This window comes from Faecalibacter bovis (assembly GCF_017948305.1).
GTDB lineage: Bacteria > Bacteroidota > Bacteroidia > Flavobacteriales > Weeksellaceae > Empedobacter > Empedobacter bovis.
The window spans coordinates 2,359,049-2,377,566 of sequence record NZ_CP072842.1; the positions used below are offsets into that span (position 1 = coordinate 2,359,049).

The window sequence follows — 18,518 nt, forward strand, 5'->3', positions numbered from 1 at the left end:
AGTTTGTATCAATAATTTAAATCCAAAAGCTACACTAGATATAAATGGTGACCTAAAAATTAATAAAACAGAAATTAAAAATACTGATCCAACTATAAAAATGTGTTAGTTGTCGATAAAGATGGAAATATTGATTATCACGATAAAACAGAATATAATTGATAATGTATATGAATATAGTGTAGAGACAAAAAACATTATATATCTACAACACCAGATATTACAAAACAAGTACCTTGTGGTAAATTTTTAATTAGATTTGCTGAAGCTAGTCCAAATAATACAACGGTAAATCCAGTTCCTCAGATTAAATTAAATAGTAATACAGAAAATTTACAAGAAAATATTTTTTATTCGATTATTTCTAAAAAGAATAGTTCTTAAAATGGTTTTGGTAATTCTGCTAAGTTAGAAACAAATAAGACGATCACAGTGGATAAATCTAATTTTATAAATTTAGCTATAAACAAGTAGTTCTTATTCTATAAATGAATTGATTGAAGTTTATCTAAGTTATCCAGGAGACGAAGATTTTTATAGATTAACTTTTATTGCAAGAACAATGCAATCGTTAAGTGGTTCGGGAGATACAAATAGTTACACTTTACTTTGTGAGAAATTCTAATCAATTAGATAAAAAAAACCACTTCATAAGAAGTGGTTTTTTAATTATTTCGTTCCAAAACTAGTTTTTACTGTAATCTGAGCAGTTTTTTGTCGGGAAGTCGTATTAAATGATCCACCATAAGAATAAACTTCATTATCATTTTTACCTGTGATTTGAAAAATTCCTAAATCAGCTTTTTTCAATTCACCTAAATTGCTTCCAGCTTTCGTTGCAATATTTTCAGCGCGCTGTTTTGCATTTTCTGAAGCTTGTGCGATTAATTCTAATTTCAAATCTTCTAATTTTGAATAATAATAGTTCGGATTTGATGAATTTAATTCAATTCCTTGACTTATTAAATTTGAAATTTCTCTTGAAGCTTTTTCAATTTTATCCAAATCTTTCGATTCAATTGTTACATCCTGAGATAAAATATATCCATTAAAATGGCTGATTGAATTTCCATTCACATCAGTTCCATATTGTATATCTTTTGTAATATTAACCGCTTCAAAAACTATTTCATTAGCTTTAATTCCTTGCGATATTAAAAAATTTTTAACTACAATTTGATCTTGTTTTAATTGATCTGAAGCCGTTTTTAAATCAAAATTATTACGACTATAAGTAGCTCTCCATTTAACTAAGTCAGCATCAAAATCCTTTAAAGCATTTCCTGTTACATTTATATTTTCGTTGCTGTTAAATTTATATTTATAGGCATTTCCGATAATTAATGTAGCAGTTACTAAAGCAATTGCCGCTATGGTTGCAACAATTAAAGATGTTTTGTTCATATTTATAATATAGATTTTAGGTTACATTATAAATATTTCAAATGATATGCCAATATGAATGAAATGCGAATGATATTAATCCATGATAAACAAAATTAAATCACCTGATTGATAAGTGATTTCAATTTCATCATCAACAGCTATATTTCTTGTTCCAATTCGATTTATAATATTCAAATCTTCATTATTTATTGGATATTCTAATCCTTTTGTAATAATTCCTTTCGTTTCAGGAAATGGAAAAAGTGAAATGGTTTTCCCTAAAATATTATTTAATTTAAAAGGGCTGGAAATGAAGCTATATGTTGAATAATTATCATAAAAAGTAATCGATAATGAATCTTTAAATTTATACGCTGCGTTTAAATTTCCTAAAAAATGATCTTGTTGTTTTCCACTTGCTCCTAAAACATCAACTGAATTAAAGCCTTGATTTTTGATAATTTGCAATGCTTTTTCAAAATCCGTGAAATTTTGATCCGGAGTATGTATTATTTCAGAACTTTCGGGAAATTTTTCTGTTTGAATCGAATCAAAATCGCCTGTGATGATATCTGGTATTATTCCTAAATCTTTAAGATATTCATACGATCCATCAGTACAAAAAATCTTTTGATACTTTGTGATGATTGGAGTTTTATCTGGAACTTCTCCGTTTAGAAATAGAATCGCTTTTTTATTCACCAGGAATCCATTTAATTTCGTCGTGATTATTATCCTTTGCTATTTTACGAGCTGCTGTAAATAAATAATCAGAAAGACGATTAATGTATTTTGCTAATTCTGGTCTAATTTCTTCAACATGCGATAAACTAACGATTAATCGTTCAGCTCTTCGGCAAATACATCTAGCAACATGTGCATGAGAAGACGCTTGATTTCCACCTGGAAGAATAAAATGTGTCATTATTTCTAACTCAGCATCAATCGCATCAATCCAATTTTCCAATTGTGTAATGTCTTCCTCTTTTATCATTACTTTTAGTCGAGGTGTGCCGTTTGCTAGCATAATTTTATCAGCTGGTGTAGCTAATTCAGCACCAATATTGAATAAATCTTTCTGAATTGTAATAAATTCTTCATTAAGCTTAGCATCGATAGGATAAGATCTAATTAATCCAATGTAAGAATTTAATTCATCAACAGTTCCGTAGGTGTCAATTCTAATGTTATCCTTTGCAACTTTTGTACCTCCGTATAATGATGTAGTTCCTTTATCTCCAGTTTTCGTATAAATTTTCATGTTGTTTTTTTAATGATTTTAAAAGTAATGATTTTTATTTATTACCAATTAATAGCTTAGTTGATAATTTGAAACCAAAAGCCGTAATTAATAAAACTATTGCAGTACCAAACCATAACATTTCAAAATTATATTTCGTTGCGATCCATGTTCCAATAAATGGTGAAACTATAAAAGCCAATGCTCCAGAAAGTCCATTTATTCCCATATAAGCACCTTTATTTTTAACACCAGCTCGTAAAGCGGTAACGGTAGACAGGAAAGGTAAAACCAACATTTCGCCAATACTCATCAAGAAAATTGCCATATACATGATAATTAATGCATGTGTAAATCCAAAAATTGAATAACTGATTGCGGTAATGATAGAACCATAAAATAAAATTTCTGTAATTGTAAATTTCTTTTCTGCCCAATGCACTAATAACATCTCTAATAAGAATACACAAAAACCACTGAAACCAATTAATAATCCAATTTCATTTTGAGATAATTTAACTACTTCTTTATAAAATAATGGAAGTGTATTTAAAATTTGGAAAAATGCAATACAAAACGTTGAACAGAAAACTGTAAATAATATAAATTTCCAATCTGTATATGCATTTCGTTCTTTTACAGGAGTTTCAACTTCTTGTACTTCAGCTTCTGTAGGATCAACTTCGTTGCGTTCTTTTCTATTGTAAAAGAATTTTATAAAGGCGATTCCTGCAATACCAGCTGCGATTGCGTTTCCGTAAAATAATAAATCATAAGAGTAATTTGATAAAAATCCTCCTAAAGCAGGACCGAACGAAAATCCTAAATTAACAGCCATACGATTTAATGAAAATGCACGCGTAATGTTTTCTTTCTTTGCATACTTTGTAATTGCTACCGAATTTGCTGGTAAAAAAATCATGGTAACCGTACTTAAAACTAACATCATTAATGCTGCTGATTCTAAAGTTTGGAAATGAGGTAAAATAGCAAATAATGGAGCACTTAGAAATAAACTTATTGCCTGGACTTTAAAATTTCCAAGTTTATCTGTTAAATATCCACCTAAGAATGAACCAATTAATGAACCAATTCCAAAGCAACTTAAAACGATTCCGGAATCTTCTAACGTAAATCCTAATTTATCAGTTAGGTATATTCCTAAAAATGGTAATACCATAGATCCTGTTCTGTTTAATAGCATTACAATAGCCAACATCCAAGATTCTTTTGATAAACCACTGTACGAATCTATATATATTTTTAGTATCTTTTTCATATTCAAATTTTCCGGTGCAAAAGTAAGATGTATTTTATTATTTTTTTCTATCAATTACGCTTTAATACTAGATTTTTATACATTTGAGAAAATTTAATTTCATAAACCTAAGCAAACGATGTTGCAATCTTTATTTCTAAAACTATTCATATTAATTAATGGACTTGGAGCTTCTTCAGGAATTGTTTATCATAAAAATCAACTTTATGTTGTTTCTGATGATTTACCATATTTATTTCAGTATGATATTTTAGATAATTCTCAAAACAAATCTAATTTTAATACATTATTGCCAATAGAGGAGATGACAAAAAAGAATAAATTAGATTTCGAATCGTTAGCAATTGTTCATAATCAAATATTAGCATTAGGTTCAGGTTCTAATGCAAATCGTAACGAATTACATAGTTATAATTTAGAAACTAAAATTTTTTCGAGATATGATATTTCAGATAATTATAATGAATTAAGAACAAAGTTTGATTTTGATGTAAAAGATTTTAATATTGAAGGTTTTGCATACAAAAAAAGAAAATCTTATCTTTTTAATAGAGGTAATGGGAAAAATAAAATCAATGGAATTTTTATATTTGAAGGATTGCCTCATGATACAAAATTAAATAAGTCTGAATTTATTCCAATTCAGTTACCAATAATAAATAATGAATTAACTACGTTCTCTGATGCAATAATTGTAAATAATAAAATTATATTTACGGCTACAATAGAAGCTGAGTCATCAACACAAAGAGATGGGCAAGTAAAAGAATCTATTATAGGTATAATAAATATGAAAACTTTTCAGGTAGAAAAATATCATATTATTGCAGAAAAACAGAAAATTGAAGGGATTACATTAAAAAAGAAATCATCAAAAGGTTATACATTTTTAGTTTGTGAAGACAACGATGATGATTCAGTTACATCTAAAATTTATGAATTAAATGTTTCAAAAAATTTTCAGGATATATACTAAAACCAATTAATTTATATAAACAACACATAATTTTTGTAAAAAAATGGGTCAATTTGCGATAAGATAATGCACAAATAATTGTGAAAGTTTTCTTAAGACTATTATATTTGCCCGTTAAAAATTATTTTTAAAGACACAATTATGCGAGGAAGAGGACTGATTGCGATATTCGCAATTATTTTAGGTCTTTTGTGCATCAAGCAGCTAAGCTATACTTGGTACACAAACAAAGTCGAGAAAGAAGCAAAGCGTCTAGCAGTTAAGCCAGCCGACGAGCCACGTATCTTAGACAGTTTGGCACAAAAACCATTAGATTTAGGGATCATCAAGTATGATTATAACGATGCGAAGAACAAGGAAATTAACTTAGGTTTAGATTTAAAAGGTGGGATTAACGTAATCTTACAAGTATCTGAGCGTGATTTAATCATGTTATTAGCTTCTAATTCAGAAAATCCTATGTTAACTACAGCTTTGGATAATGCTGATGTAACACATAAATCGAATGGTAATAAACCATACGTTGAAATTTTCTTTGAAGAATTTGACAAGATTAAAGGAGCTACAAAATACGCTGCTCCAGATCTATTCGGAAATAAATCTAATGCAGACAAAGTTGCATTTAACGATTCTGACGATAAAGTAAAAGAAGTAATTCGTAAAGATGTTGAAGCTAAAGTTTCTACAGCTTATGACGTAATTAGCTCTCGTATTAACCAATTTGGAGTTGTAGAACCTGTTATTCAACGTTTAGGGGATAAAGGTGACGGACGTATCTTGGTTGAGTTACCAGGGGTTTCTGATACAGATCGTGTTAAAAAATTATTACAATCTACTGCTAAATTAGAATTTTGGCAAGCGGTACGTGGTGATTTAACTGTTCAATCTCATTTCATGGGAATCAAAACAGATAAATACAACGTAAATAATCCAGCAACAGGAAAACCTTACGCAACTTTAGGTGAAGTTTTACAACCATCTGGTTCTAACGCATCATTTGTAGTTGACGTAAAAGATACAGCTGTTGTAAACAGAGTTTTAGCAGATAAAGCGTTAATGACGACTTTACCAGCTAATATTAGAAACTACAAATACTCTTGGGCAAATAAACCTTTAGCTTTAGGAGCTGGGCAACCAACAGTATTAGAATTATATGCATTAAAAGGTGCAAACGGTACAAAAGAACCATTATTAACTGGTGATAAAGTAGCATCAGCATCTGGTGAACGTAACGCAGGTTCTATCGCTAATGAACCAGTAGTTTCAATGCAAATGAACCAACAAGGTTCGCAAGAATGGGCTCGTATTACTGACGAGTTAAAACCTGCAGGTCCTGGTCAATTAGGTCAAGGTGTAGCAATTGTTTTAGATAACTTAGTATATTCTGCTCCAAATATTAATGATAAAATTTCTGGTGGATCATCAATGATTTCTGGAAACTTTACATTAGACGAAGCACAAGATTTAGCAAACATTTTACAAGCAGGTTCTTTACCAGCATCTTCTAAAATTGTTTCTGCTGAAGTTGTAGGTCCATCATTAGGACAAGAAGCAATCATTAGTTCTGTAGTAGCATTTGCAGCTGCATTTATTATTGTATTAGTTTGGATGGTATTCTACTATAGCCGTGCTGGTATTTATGCAAATATTGCTTTAGTAGTTAACTTATTATTCTTATTAGGATTCTTAGTTTCATTAAAAGCAACTTTATCATTACCTGGTATTGCGGGGATCATTTTAACTTTAGTAACGGGAATGGATGCTAACATTATCATCTACGAACGTGTAAAAGAAGAAATTAGAAAAGGTAGAACTTTACGCCAAGCTGTAGATTTTGCTTATTCTTGGAAAGGTGCTTTATCTGCAATTATTGATGCGAATGTTACGTCTTTCTTAACAGCATTAGTGTTATTTTTCTTAGGTAAAGGTCCAGTTGTAGGTTTCGCAACAACGTTTATGATTGGTGTTTTAACTTCTACATTTACTGCTATTTTCATTACGAGATACTTTGTTGAAGGTAGAATGGCAAAAGGTAAAGGTGTTGAGTTCTACACGAATTTTACAATGCACTGGTTACAAAATATCAATGTAGATATTTTAAAGAAACGTAAAGTAAATTACATCATTTCTATAATTTTAGTAATTGCGTCTTTAGTTTCTATTTTCACAAAAGGATTTGATTTAGGTATCGAATTTAAAGGAGGTCGTACTTATACAGTTCGTTTTGATAAAAATGTTGAAGCTACTGAAATTGCTGAAGATTTAGGAAAAGTATTTGTTATTGATGGGGAAGCAGTTGTTCCACAAGTAAAAACTTATGGTGGTGCAAACCAAGTAAAAATTACAACATCTTACAAATCAGATCAAGATGGAACTGATGTTGATGATGAAATAAAAGCTAAATTATTTGAAGGTTTAAAACCATATTTACCTCAAGGAATTTCTACTAAAGATTTCTCTGAAGATAATGCAACTATCGGATTAATGTCTTCTGCTAAAGTAGGTCCTACAATTGCGGATGATACGACTCGTGCATCATTTATTGCAGTAGCTTTAGCTTTATTAATTACAGGTGGTTACATCTTTATCCGATTCAGAAACTGGCAATATTCAGTATCTACAATCATCGCTTTAGCGCACGATGTTATCATTGTATTAGGAGTTTTCTCTTTCTTAAGAACTTGGTTACCATTTAACATGGAGATTGATCAATCATTTATCGCAGCGATTTTAACTGTAATTGGTTATTCGTTAAATGATACGATCATCATCTTAGACCGTATCCGTGAAAACTTAGGTTTAAAGAAATCAGAATCTTTTTACAATATCATCAACGATTCAACAAGTACAACATTATCTCGTACAATTAATACTTCGTTATCAACGTTCTTAATTGTTTTATGTATTTTTATCTTCGGTGGAGATTCAATCAAAGGATTTATGTTCGCAATGTTAATCGGTGTTGCAATCGGTACATTCTCATCATTATTCGTAGCGTCACCGTTATTATACGATATGACAGGAGAAAAAAATAAATCAAAAGCATAATAAAATAATTTTTATAGAAAAAACCGTCAAGTTACTTGACGGTTTTTTTGTTTTTGTAACTTTGTCTTTTAACTTTGTTGAGTGAATATGTTAGTGATATACCCAGCTTTCCTTGAATTCAAGGAAATTATGATTATTTTAGTAGTAGCAGTTGTAATTTTTGGACCTAAAAAGATCCCTGAAATTGCACGTGGACTTGGACAAGCAGTTCGTAAAATGAAGGAAGCTACAGAAGATATTAAGCAAGAAATTATGAATCCTGTTGCAGACATAGATCCTACAAAAGAAATTCGTGAAACTATTGCAGATCTTGATCCTACAAAAGATATACAAGATGCTTTTAAATCTGCAGATCCTACTCAGGATATTACAAAAGCTTTGGAAGATCCAATTAATGATTTAGAAAAATCTATTTTAGATCAAGAAAATACAACGAAAGAAGTTGTAGAAGATAAAGTGAAGCAAGTGCAAGAAACAATTGAAATTGCTAAAACTGAAATTGAAATTAAAACGGAACAAGAACTAGGTAACGGAGGTTCAATTAGTCGCTAATGATTCAAGATTTTTTTGATTGGGACGTACAAAATTTTTTGTATTTTAATAATTTAGGAACTGAAAAATGGGATAATTTTTGGTTAATAGCGACTGAAAAGGAAACATGGATACCATTATACATCATATTTTTAATTTTACTTTATAAAAAAGTAGGTTGGAAAAAAACATTAGTTGCTGGTATATGCATAGCTTTAATGATTACTTGTGCAGATCAATTAACGAATGTTTTAAAAAATGGTTTTCAACGTTTAAGACCATGTCATAATCCTGATATTCAAGGAATGTTCAGAGCAATTGGTTGCGAGGGTAGAGGTAAATATGGTTTTACATCTGCACATGCTTCTAATCACATGGCAGTTGCGATTTTTGTAGGAATGGTTTTACGGAAATATTACAGTTGGTTAATTTATGCTTTATTGATTTGGGCATTGATGATTGCTTATAGTAGAGTTTACGTAGGAGTACATTATACGGGTGATATTTTCTTCGGAACTTTAATCGGTATTTTCTTCGGAATCCTTTATTTGAATATTTATTATTGGATTACAAAAAAATATAAATCAAGTTTAGAATAAATTTTAAAACATAATAAAAAAGCTCAGATTAAATATAATCTGAGCTTTTTTATGTTAAATAGTAATTTTATTATTTCGGGATGATCGATTAGTATTCTAAAATATTTTATTTATCAGAATTATTTTTTTTCTGATTTTGAAAGAATTTTTTTCGATTTTTTCTAAAATAATTTTCAACGTTTGGATTTAACTTTTCAGACTTTTCTTCGCCTAATAAAAATCCCCAAGGTTTCATTTCAGGAATATGATCAAATATTATTTTTCCCATAGCTAATATCGGAATTGATAGAAACATTCCCATGATTCCCCACGTCATTTCGCCGATTACTAATCCAATAATGATGATTAATGAATTTACTTTTACTTTAGATCCAACAATTTTTGGCATTACAATATTTCCATCAATTGCGTGTACAATGATATAAGCTATAAAGACAAATAAAACCTGACTTGGCGAGCCTGTTGCTAATGTTAGAATTGCCGATAATATTACAGAAATTGTAATCCCTACATAAGGCACAATATTTAATATTCCTGTTAATAATGCCAATACAAAACTGTATTTAACACCTAAGAAACTTAATGAAATATAAGTTAAAACGGATACAATTAACATTTGTAAAAACAACCCAATTAAGTATTGTTTTACCATATTTTGTGTGTTATAAATAACAGAAAGAACGTCTTTGTGTTGTCTTTCATGAAAGATATAAAACACAAAACGTATTAAATGTCTTCTATAAATTAAGATAAAAACAATATATAAAAATGTAAACAGGGATAAGATAGAGTAGCGTGTAATTCCACTCAAGATTCGTTCAATAATAACAGTTCCAAAATCAAAGGTTTTATTCAAATTATCATTCAAATACTTGATTTGCATACGAGAACTTACACCATAGTTTCTAGAAATCCAACGTTGTAAATCGCTGATTAATTCTGTTATCTGTGCTTGGAAAGCGGGCCATTCATCAGCGATATCAATCAATTGATTGATTAAAATATAAAGTATTCCAGTTATAAATCCAAAAAATAGAATAGTTGTAAAAAGGCTGGATAATACACGAGGGAAAAATAAAAATCTTTCGAAAAAATTACAAAAGGGTACAAGTAATATCGAAATGATAGAACCTAAAATTAATGGAATTAATATAGTTTGCCCAATTATTGCAAACCAACCAAGGAGTAATATTGAAATTAAGCAGCAAGCAAGTTTGATATAAAACGGAAACTCAATTGTTTTTTTCGTAACCATAATAATGTTTATTAAAAAAAGCACTTACAAAATGTAAGCGCTTTTTAAAGTTAATTGAAAATATTTTATTTTACAATTGTCATTTCATCTATTAAACGTTGAGCTCCAGCATATTTTTCAACTACCCATAAAATGTAGCGAGCATCTACCATAATGTTACGGCAAATTTCTGGATCGTAATTTAAGTCAGACATTGTTCCTTCCCAAACACGGTCAAAGTTTAAACCAATTAATTCACCTTTAGCATTTAAAGCTGGCGAACCAGAGTTTCCTCCAGTTGTATGGTTAGTTGCGATAAAGTTAATTGGTAATTTACCTGTCGCATCTTTGTAATCTCCGTAATCCTTAGACTCATATAATTCTATCATGTGTTTTGGTAAATCGAATTCATAATCACCAGGAACGTATTTTTCAATTACACCATCTATATAAGTGATTGGTTCGTAACGAACAGCATCACGAGGATTATATCCATCAACTTTTCCGTAAGTTACACGTAATGTTGAATTTGCATCTGGGAAAATTTTCTTGTCAGAGAAAACTTCCATTTGCCCTTTCATATAAGTACGCATTAATTTAGTAATCTGCGCGTTGTTTGCTAAGTAAGAAGGAGCAACATTTGTTTGGTTTGCATCAACTACTTTTTGTAATTCATTGATTAAAGAATCTTCTTTTAATGCAGCGATAAATGCAGCATCATTAGCAGCGATTTCTTTAATATTTCCTACGAAAGATTTACCGTTAACTTGTTTAGTTCCGTTTACAACAGAATTTCCTATAGCAGCTTTTACAGCAGCAGGATTTGTAGTTGTTGGTAATAATTCAGTCGGAATTGCTTTAAAGTAATTATCAATTAAGTCTGAAGAAATTGCAGCATCTAATTCAGCATTATAATCTTTGTGCATCCCAGCTAATTGGTTTACTGCACGAGATTTAACTTCTTCGTAATTTGGTTTACCAACAGCATTTAATACATTGTTTAAAGCCAATGCCATACGATACGTTTCAGAATTTGAACCGAAAGTTTCCGCATAAACATTATAAGCTAAATTGTATTTTTCGTTTGCTTTTACAACAGTATTTAAATCGTTAATAATTGTTCCATATTCCGATTTTAACTTTTTGTTGTTCTGAATTCTTTTAGTAAACTCGGCTTCATATTGTTTACGTTTTTCAACTGCATTCGAACGGTTTAAACCTAAGTTTTCACCAATCCATTTTTTATGAGCATTAGAAATACGCGCTTGTTTAGAAGCATACGCGATACGTGTTGCATCATCCTCTCTCATCTTTTTATCGATGTGTGATAAAGCAATAGTACGCACATTGATACGAGCAGGATTTAAAGATTCTTTAATTTGCTCGATAGAAGATGCTGGTAAATATTCGTCTGTTGATCCAGGAAAACCATAAACAAATGTAAAATCATTTTGTTTGATTCCACCAATATTTACAGGTAAGTGGTGCTTTGGTTTGTATGGAACATTGTCTGGAGAATAATCCGCTGGATTGTTGTTTTTATCTGCATAAATACGGAACATAGCAAAATCTCCGGTATGGCGTGGCCAAACCCAGTTATCAGTATCGTTACCATATTTACCAATTGCAGATGGAGGAGCACCAACTAAACGAACATCGTTAAATGTTTCAGTCGTAAATTGGTAGTATTCATTTCCTTTATAAAATGCTCTTGTAAAAGTTTTTTGGTATTGAGATGTTTTTGTTTCAGCAGTTAATTTTTCAATATTTGCTTTCACAATAGACTCACGTTGTTCTTCAGTCATCTCAGGTTTTACACCTTTTAAGATTTTCTTTGTAACGTTCTCAATTTTAGTAATAAAAGTTGCGGTTAAACCTTTGTTAGGTAATTCATCTTTTAATTCTTTAGCCCAAAATCCATCAGTTAAATAATCATTTTCTAATGATGAGTGTGATTGAATTTGACCATATCCACAGTGATGATTTGTTAATAATAATCCTTGAGGTGAAATTACTTCAGAAGTACATCCGCCACCAAAGTGTGCTACTGCATTATTAATACTTTTATCACCTGTACTAAAAATATCCTTAGACGAGATTTGTAATCCCATCTCTTTCATTTCTTTCTCATTCAACTCTGTAGGGATCCACATTCCACCACCTTGTTGTGCAAATCCCATATAACTTGCTAACAAAGTGAATAATAATGATCCTCTAACCATCATTTTTTTCATGATTCTTCTTTTTATAATATATAAACTTTCCCAAATATAACAGATTCGGAGTGGATTCCCATATATAATTTGTAAAAATTATGAGCCAGTTCCTAAAGTTGATTTACTAGTTATTATCATAGAAAATATTAAATATTTAAATTAGTTTAGCAATACTTAAATTAACAAACTATTATATAAAGATGCTAAAGAAAATTTTTACTCTATTTATCGGTGCAGCAACTATTACTTCTTGTACCATTGCAGAAGAAGTTGTTGTAACAGAAACAGGAGGAGTTGACTATGTACAAAAAATTGAAATGCCACAAATGGCAGCAATGATGGGTGCAGTTGATATGGATGAGAAAATAGAAATGAATCAGATTTCTAATACTGAATTTACATATTTAGAATTTCTAGAGAAAATGCAAACGATGGGTTCAAAAAAATCAGCTAATAATTTGAAAGATTTTTCAATTTATAAAGATGAATTGGATGCTATTGATTTTGTGAAGTTTAGATTAGATATGCGAGATAATTTTGCTTTAGAAGTTATTAATAGATCTAAATCTGTTGATGAATTTAATTCAAATTCTGTTATCATAGAAAATACTTTTGCTACAATTAGCCAAAAAGAAAAAGCTAGAATTGAAGCAGTAAAATTAGCAGAAGAATCTAAAAAGAAAAAGAAGAAAAAGAAAAAAAATCAGGAGGAAGGTTCACCATTTGACGAATTATTTTCGGATAATCCACTTTCAAATTTTTCGAGCATGAAATATGCTTTTGATGGGAAAACATTTTCTAAAACAATAGATTCGGAAAAATATTTAAAAGATTATCAATCTGAAGAATTTGAAACAGAAGAGGAGAAGCAAATGTTTGCGGGAATGATGAAGCAAATGAAATTTAAATACAAATATACTTTCCCTCGTAAAATTAAATCTGTAAATATTGAAGATGTTATGTTTACATCAGACGGAAAATCATTTATTAAAGAATATAGTTTAGATCAATTAATTGGTGATCCAGCATTAGGAAATTTTAAAGTAGAATTAGAAGATTAAATATAAAACCACCTTTTTAAGGTGTTTTTTTTGTTGATGCTATCTATAAAACGTTTTGTAAATTTGTTGCACAAAATTACTATTTAATGAAGCAAGAAGTGTTCTTCCAGGATTTAGGAATCAATAGAGATTATCAAGAGATTTGGGATCTTCAGGAAGAGTTATTAGCAGAAAATGTAGCCATTAAGCAATATAATAGAAGTCAAGAAAAAGAAGGTTCAACAGCTTTTAAAGCGACAAAAAATCATCTTTTTTTTGTTGAACATCCTCATGTATATACTTTAGGGAAAAGTGGCGATGTAGAAAATATGTTAGCCAACGAAGATAAATTAAACGAAATCCAAGCGACATTTGTAAAAACAAATAGAGGTGGAGATATTACCTATCACGGACCAGGGCAATTGGTTGGTTATCCAATTCTTGATTTAGAGACTTTTAAACCTGATATTCATTTATACATGCGAAATTTGGAAGAAGTTATTATCCGAACGTTAGCAGAATACGGATTAAAAGGTGAGCGTTCTCAAGGTGAAACAGGTGTTTGGCTAGATGTCGGTAAACCATATGCACGTAAAATTTGTGCAATGGGTGTTAAAGCTTCTAGATGGGTTACTATGCATGGTTTTGCTTTAAATGTAAATTCGGATTTACGTTATTTTGAATATATAATTCCTTGTGGGATAAAAGACAAAGCTGTGGCTTCTCTTGATCGTGAACTTAATCGAGAAATTGACATGGAAGAAATTAAAGGATTCGTTCAAAAACACTTTGAAGAAGTATTTGAAGTGAATTTAAAGATAAGTTAAAAAGATTTTTATTTTAAGTTAGATTTAACATATATTTAGAAACTACTTGATTATTCAGGTAGTTTTTTTTAATTAAATCTATTACAAACATATGAGTCAATCACAAAAAACTAATTGGGCACAATTTATACCTTTAGTTACGGTCTTTTTCTTCTGGGGATTTGTTGCTGCGAGTAATGACATCTTAATTCCAGTATTTAAAAAAGCGTTTGATTTAACACAAGGACAAAGTCAATTCGTATCATTAGCATTCTATATTGCCTACACCGTAGGTTCAGTTATTTACATGTTAATTTCTCTAGCCACAGGAAAAGATTTAATCAATAGATTCGGTTATAAAAATAGCTTAGTTTTTGGATTATTAGTTTCAGCTTTAGGTACTTTACTATTTATACCAGCAGCTAATACTGGATCTTACGAATTAATGTTAGCCGGTTTATTTACAGTTGCGTTAGGGTTTTCGGTTCAACAAACTGTTGCAAATCCGTTAGCAATCGCATTAGGAAATGTAAAAACTGGTTCTCAACGTCTAACACTTGCTGGAGGAATTAATAATTTAGGAACTACCATTGGTCCATTAATTGTTGCTTATGCAATTTTCGGTGGTGCTGATGCGAAAGATTCTGATCTTAGCATCGAAGCTGTTAAAATTCCATACATCTGTTTAGGTATCGCATTTACATTGGTTGCAGTTTTCTTAAAATTCTCGAAATTACCAAATCATATTGAGGAAGAAGTTGAAGAAGATGATTTATATTTTGGATTAGACAAAGAAGATAAACCTGCTGTGGCTAAAAAAGTTGATCGATCATCAGCTTTAAAATATCCTCAGTTGGTTTTAGGGATGATTGCTATTTTCTTATACGTTGGTGTAGAAGTTTCTACAGTAAGTAATTTCCCAGCTTATATGGAAAACGAATTAGGATTTTCTATTTCTCAAGTTACACCATATGTTTCCTTATATTGGGCAAGTATGATGATTGGTCGCTGGGGTGGTGCTGCAGAGGCTTTTGGTTTAGATAAAGCTAAAACAATGTTTTTGAAAGTTGTTGCTCCATATTTAGCTTTTGGAATTTTCTTATTAGTGAATTACATCGCCGGACACGATTTAAAACCTTTCTATTTTTACGCATTAATTATTTTGATTTTAATCATCGCTGATATTGCTACAGAAGGAAATCCTGCGCGTATGTTATTAATATTCTCTATCATAGGTATTATAGCTTTACTAATCGGAATGAATACTTCAGGATTAGTTTCTGTATATGCAATTACATCTGTCGGATTATTTTGTAGTACGTTATGGCCTTGTATTTTTGCGTTAGCAACTAATGGATTAGGTAAAAATACATCTCAAGGTTCGTCTTTTTTAATTATGATGATTTTTGGTGGAGGTATAATCAGTTCTCTTCAAGGAATGTTAGCAGATTTTACGTCAATCCATTTTAGTTATATCCTATGTGTTTTATGTTTTGTTTATTTAGCATTTTATGCTGTTGCGACTAAATCAATATTCAAAAAACAAGGATTATAAATCTATTATAGTTTTCAAAATTTAAGGAGTGTTCCATCGGAGCACTCCTTTTTTTATTTGATAATGTTTTTATTACTAGAAATCACGTTATAAATAGAAACTTATTCATTTATAAATATTTATTCAAGATTAATTAAAATAAATCAATTTATTAATATGATAATTTTTATTAATCTTTTTTAAGAAATGTTAAATAAAAAACTTTAACAGTAATGATTATAATAATATTCTATATTTGGACCACAATATTCTAACCAAATATTGTATATCAACCAACCTAAAAATAGCCATATATTTATGCATTTACTTTCGATAAGGATTTAGATTACTTCTTATAAATCCGATACTACCATCCAATAGAATTTTCTATTTATATACACTTCTTAATTAAGAAGTAAACCAACTTGTTTTTTATAATTATAAAAAACACACTAAATCACACTTAAAATTTAATGAAAAAGACATTCTTATTTCTAAGTGCATGTGCTATTTATACATGTACAAATGTGTCTGCCCAAGTTGGGATTGGCACTAATCTACCTCAAACAACATTAGTCATTGCAGGAAAACCAAACGTCGCTAACGTCGCTGATGGTGTTATTGCTCCAAAAATTTCTAAATAGAATTTGGCTAATAAAGCAAGTGGTGTTTATACCATCGATCATATTGGTGCAATAGTTTATGTCGATACGATTACAAATGTAAATTCTGGGACAAGTCTTTCGCAAGTTTCAAACATCAAAACGCTTGGATATTATTATTTTGATGGTCAACGCTGGCAACCAATTGCGAAATGATGCTTGGGTTAATAATGAAACGAATTCTAGGGTAGAATTAGCTACTACATCTAAAGGTGAAACTCGTACAGCGAACAATAATTTTTTTATTCAAGATGTTGGCAATGTAGGGATTGGGACGCAAACACCAACTGCAAAATTACACGTGAATGGAAATCTTAAAGTTGAAACGATGGATACCTATAATGCGGATGTAGCTAAACCAGTTTATTGGAATCCGGAGACTAAATCATTATCTACAACGTTGGTACAACGACCATTTTATAATTTTAAATATAAGCTGAGAGCAAGTAAAAATGAAGATTGGATTAATAATTTTAATACATTAATTGATGCAACTAAATATACTTTAATTATAACTTCTGCGGTATTGCGTCAATCAAATATTAATGGAGAAACATTTAATAATTCGGATGCAAATGCATATATCAATCTTTTCAATACCAACGCTGGTTCTGAAAATGTTAAAGATTACAAACAAGTGTTACCGAATATTGTTCCTTTTGTAGAAGGAAATACATGGAGAGTACGAGCTGACTTTGTGAATACTGCACCATACCGAGCAAATTCTGCAGTAGATTCTTATTTCTTATGGGAAATTGATGTGCTTGTTATCAATAACAATTCGATAAATACATTAGATTCACAATTACATAAACTTGATTCTAATAGTGGTTCTGCTACTCAAAATCCTATACCACCTTCAGTAACAACACCATAAATATTTTGATTAATATAGAAGTTAAACATAACATCTAATATATGATTCAATCATTTTTACTTAATTCTTAAAAAAATAACCTCATTTATAAAATGAGGTTATTTTTTTAAAAGATAGCTTTTGCAACTTTTTGAGTGTTAATTGAATTACTCATTGTATAAAAATGTAATCCAGGAACTCCGAAATCTATTAATTCTTTGCATTGATTAATACACCATTCCATTCCAATTTCCTTAATTGTTTCTTTCTCTTTTGCTTTCAAAACTTCGATGGCTAAATCTTCTGGTAAATCAATGTAGAAATTCTGAGGAATTTTAGTTAATTGATTAAAGGTTGTTAATGGTTTAATGCCCGGAATTATCGGAACATTAATATCCATTTCACGACATTTATTTACGAAATCAAAATATTTCTGATTATCAAAAAACATTTGAGTTACGATGTAATCAGCACCTAATTCCACTTTCTTTTTTAGGTAATACATATCCATTGCCAAATTTGGAGATTCAAAATGCTTTTCTGGATAACCTGCAACTCCAATACAAAAATCCATAGGGTGAGATTCTTGAATTTCGTCATCTAAATAACTTCCTTTGTTTAATGATGTTATTTGTTCAATTAATTCAGATGCGTACGCATTTCCACCAACCTCAGGTACAAATGTTTTTTCTGTTTTAATAGGATCTCCGCGTAAAACCAATACATTGTCAATGCCTAAAAAATTCAAATCTATCAAAGCATCTTCAGTATCTTCTTTCGTAAATCCGCCACAAATTAAATGTGGAATTGCGTCAATCTTATAATGATTTTGAATCGCTGCACAAATCGCTACTGTTCCAGGTCGTTTTCTTACTTGGTAACGCTTCAATAATCCGTTATCTTTTTGCTTGTAAATGAACTCTTGTCGATGATAGGTTACATCGATAAAAGCTGGATTTAGTTCCACTAAAGGATCTAAAGTTTTAAACGTACAATTCACATCTTGTCCTTTTAATGGAGGTAAAATCTCCACCGAAAACAAAGGTTTTCCGTTTGCACGTTCTAAATGTTCAGTAACTTTCATTTTATATTGTTTAACGAAATTCGAAAA

17 protein-coding genes are annotated in these 18,518 nt (G+C 30.2%); 10 read left to right on the plus strand and 7 right to left on the minus strand.

From position 1 onward, the window contains the following. Positions 1 to 669 precede the first annotated feature (669 nt). The 4 genes from J9309_RS11405 to J9309_RS11420 form a co-directional block, all read right to left on the minus strand. On the minus strand, positions 670 to 1,404 hold the full coding sequence (locus J9309_RS11405; protein ID WP_230476007.1) for an SIMPL domain-containing protein: 735 nt from the start codon (positions 1,402 to 1,404) through the stop codon (positions 670 to 672). A 75-nt stretch (positions 1,405 to 1,479) separates the two neighbouring features. Then, the gene (locus J9309_RS11410) at positions 1,480 to 2,088 is read right to left on the minus strand and encodes a thiamine diphosphokinase (protein WP_230476008.1); all 609 of its coding nucleotides are present in this window, start codon (positions 2,086 to 2,088) and stop codon (positions 1,480 to 1,482) included. Further along, positions 2,081 to 2,647 (minus strand): cob(I)yrinic acid a,c-diamide adenosyltransferase, encoded by a 567-nt coding sequence (locus J9309_RS11415; protein WP_230476009.1) that lies wholly within the window; start codon positions 2,645 to 2,647, stop codon positions 2,081 to 2,083. Before J9309_RS11415 ends, J9309_RS11410 begins: the two co-directional genes overlap by 8 nt. A 34-nt stretch (positions 2,648 to 2,681) precedes the next feature. Further along, the gene (locus tag J9309_RS11420; RefSeq protein ID WP_230476010.1) at positions 2,682 to 3,905 is read right to left on the minus strand and encodes an MFS transporter; all 1,224 of its coding nucleotides are present in this window, start codon (positions 3,903 to 3,905) and stop codon (positions 2,682 to 2,684) included. Between the two features lie 118 nt (positions 3,906 to 4,023). Here J9309_RS11420 and J9309_RS11425 point away from each other — a divergent pair, with 118 nt between their 5' ends. The 4 genes from J9309_RS11425 (at position 4,024) to J9309_RS11440 (ending at position 9,059) form a co-directional block, all read left to right on the plus strand. Beyond that, complete coding sequence (locus tag J9309_RS11425; protein WP_230476011.1) at positions 4,024 to 4,881, plus strand: DUF6929 family protein; 858 nt, start codon at positions 4,024 to 4,026, stop codon at positions 4,879 to 4,881. 141 nt (positions 4,882 to 5,022) lie between these two features. Beyond that, complete coding sequence (gene secD, locus J9309_RS11430; protein ID WP_230476012.1) at positions 5,023 to 7,929, plus strand: protein translocase subunit SecD; 2,907 nt, start codon at positions 5,023 to 5,025, stop codon at positions 7,927 to 7,929. Positions 7,930 to 8,016: 87 nt separating this feature from the next. Then, positions 8,017 to 8,481 (plus strand): Sec-independent protein translocase subunit TatA/TatB, encoded by a 465-nt coding sequence (locus J9309_RS11435; RefSeq protein WP_230476013.1) that lies wholly within the window; start codon positions 8,017 to 8,019, stop codon positions 8,479 to 8,481. Next, entirely contained in the window at positions 8,481 to 9,059 is a 579-nt protein-coding gene (locus J9309_RS11440) for a phosphatase PAP2 family protein (RefSeq protein ID WP_230476014.1), read from the plus strand. The genes J9309_RS11435 and J9309_RS11440 overlap by 1 nt, the downstream gene beginning before the upstream one ends. A gap of 106 nt (positions 9,060 to 9,165) precedes the next feature. Here the strand turns inward: J9309_RS11440 and J9309_RS11445 are convergent, their stop codons facing one another. Together J9309_RS11445 and J9309_RS11450 are read right to left on the minus strand one after the other, a co-directional pair. Further along, positions 9,166 to 10,314 (minus strand): AI-2E family transporter, encoded by a 1,149-nt coding sequence (locus J9309_RS11445; protein ID WP_230476015.1) that lies wholly within the window; start codon positions 10,312 to 10,314, stop codon positions 9,166 to 9,168. Positions 10,315 to 10,379: 65 nt separating this feature from the next. Continuing rightward, on the minus strand, positions 10,380 to 12,527 hold the full coding sequence (locus tag J9309_RS11450; RefSeq protein WP_230476016.1) for a S46 family peptidase: 2,148 nt from the start codon (positions 12,525 to 12,527) through the stop codon (positions 10,380 to 10,382). 182 nt (positions 12,528 to 12,709) lie between these two features. On the opposite strand from J9309_RS11450, the gene J9309_RS11455 reads away from it, so the two are divergent. From J9309_RS11455 to J9309_RS11480, 6 genes are all read left to right on the plus strand, one after another. After that, positions 12,710 to 13,570, plus strand: a complete 861-nt coding sequence (locus tag J9309_RS11455; RefSeq protein WP_230476017.1) for a hypothetical protein — start codon at positions 12,710 to 12,712, stop codon at positions 13,568 to 13,570. 86 nt (positions 13,571 to 13,656) lie between these two features. After that, positions 13,657 to 14,376, plus strand: coding sequence for a lipoyl(octanoyl) transferase LipB (gene lipB, locus J9309_RS11460; protein WP_230476018.1), 720 nt, complete (start codon positions 13,657 to 13,659; stop codon positions 14,374 to 14,376). A gap of 91 nt (positions 14,377 to 14,467) precedes the next feature. Further along, positions 14,468 to 15,910 carry an MFS transporter gene (locus J9309_RS11465; protein WP_230476019.1) on the plus strand — a complete coding sequence of 481 codons (1,443 nt, stop codon included), beginning with the start codon at positions 14,468 to 14,470 and terminating at the stop codon, positions 15,908 to 15,910. A gap of 452 nt (positions 15,911 to 16,362) precedes the next feature. Then, complete coding sequence (locus J9309_RS11470; protein WP_230476020.1) at positions 16,363 to 16,533, plus strand: hypothetical protein; 171 nt, start codon at positions 16,363 to 16,365, stop codon at positions 16,531 to 16,533. Between the two features lie 3 nt (positions 16,534 to 16,536). Then, the gene (locus J9309_RS11475; RefSeq protein ID WP_230476021.1) at positions 16,537 to 16,707 is read left to right on the plus strand and encodes a hypothetical protein; all 171 of its coding nucleotides are present in this window, start codon (positions 16,537 to 16,539) and stop codon (positions 16,705 to 16,707) included. Next, positions 16,658 to 17,428 carry a hypothetical protein gene (locus tag J9309_RS11480; protein ID WP_230476022.1) on the plus strand — a complete coding sequence of 257 codons (771 nt, stop codon included), beginning with the start codon at positions 16,658 to 16,660 and terminating at the stop codon, positions 17,426 to 17,428. The genes J9309_RS11475 and J9309_RS11480 overlap by 50 nt, the downstream gene beginning before the upstream one ends. A gap of 106 nt (positions 17,429 to 17,534) precedes the next feature. Here the strand turns inward: J9309_RS11480 and metF are convergent, their stop codons facing one another. Then, entirely contained in the window at positions 17,535 to 18,491 is a 957-nt protein-coding gene (gene metF, locus J9309_RS11485) for a methylenetetrahydrofolate reductase [NAD(P)H] (RefSeq protein WP_230476023.1), read from the minus strand. Positions 18,492 to 18,518: the final 27 nt, after the last annotated feature.

What these genes read in the sequence shown, in the direction of transcription:
- J9309_RS11425 (WP_230476011.1), top strand. Translation starts at nt 4,024, where the DNA reads ATGTTGCAATCTTTATTTCTAAAACTATTCATATTAATTAATGGACTT.
- J9309_RS11415 (WP_230476009.1), bottom strand. Translation starts at nt 2,647, where the DNA reads ATGAAAATTTATACGAAAACTGGAGATAAAGGAACTACATCATTATAC.
- lipB (WP_230476018.1), top strand. Translation starts at nt 13,657, where the DNA reads ATGAAGCAAGAAGTGTTCTTCCAGGATTTAGGAATCAATAGAGATTAT.
- secD (WP_230476012.1), top strand. Translation starts at nt 5,023, where the DNA reads ATGCGAGGAAGAGGACTGATTGCGATATTCGCAATTATTTTAGGTCTT.
- J9309_RS11455 (WP_230476017.1), top strand. Translation starts at nt 12,710, where the DNA reads ATGCTAAAGAAAATTTTTACTCTATTTATCGGTGCAGCAACTATTACT.
- J9309_RS11405 (WP_230476007.1), bottom strand. Translation starts at nt 1,404, where the DNA reads ATGAACAAAACATCTTTAATTGTTGCAACCATAGCGGCAATTGCTTTA.
- J9309_RS11440 (WP_230476014.1), top strand. Translation starts at nt 8,481, where the DNA reads ATGATTCAAGATTTTTTTGATTGGGACGTACAAAATTTTTTGTATTTT.
- J9309_RS11450 (WP_230476016.1), bottom strand. Translation starts at nt 12,527, where the DNA reads ATGAAAAAAATGATGGTTAGAGGATCATTATTATTCACTTTGTTAGCA.
- J9309_RS11465 (WP_230476019.1), top strand. Translation starts at nt 14,468, where the DNA reads ATGAGTCAATCACAAAAAACTAATTGGGCACAATTTATACCTTTAGTT.
- metF (WP_230476023.1), bottom strand. Translation starts at nt 18,491, where the DNA reads ATGAAAGTTACTGAACATTTAGAACGTGCAAACGGAAAACCTTTGTTT.
- J9309_RS11435 (WP_230476013.1), top strand. Translation starts at nt 8,017, where the DNA reads ATGTTAGTGATATACCCAGCTTTCCTTGAATTCAAGGAAATTATGATT.
- J9309_RS11470 (WP_230476020.1), top strand. Translation starts at nt 16,363, where the DNA reads ATGAAAAAGACATTCTTATTTCTAAGTGCATGTGCTATTTATACATGT.
- J9309_RS11445 (WP_230476015.1), bottom strand. Translation starts at nt 10,314, where the DNA reads ATGGTTACGAAAAAAACAATTGAGTTTCCGTTTTATATCAAACTTGCT.
- J9309_RS11420 (WP_230476010.1), bottom strand. Translation starts at nt 3,905, where the DNA reads ATGAAAAAGATACTAAAAATATATATAGATTCGTACAGTGGTTTATCA.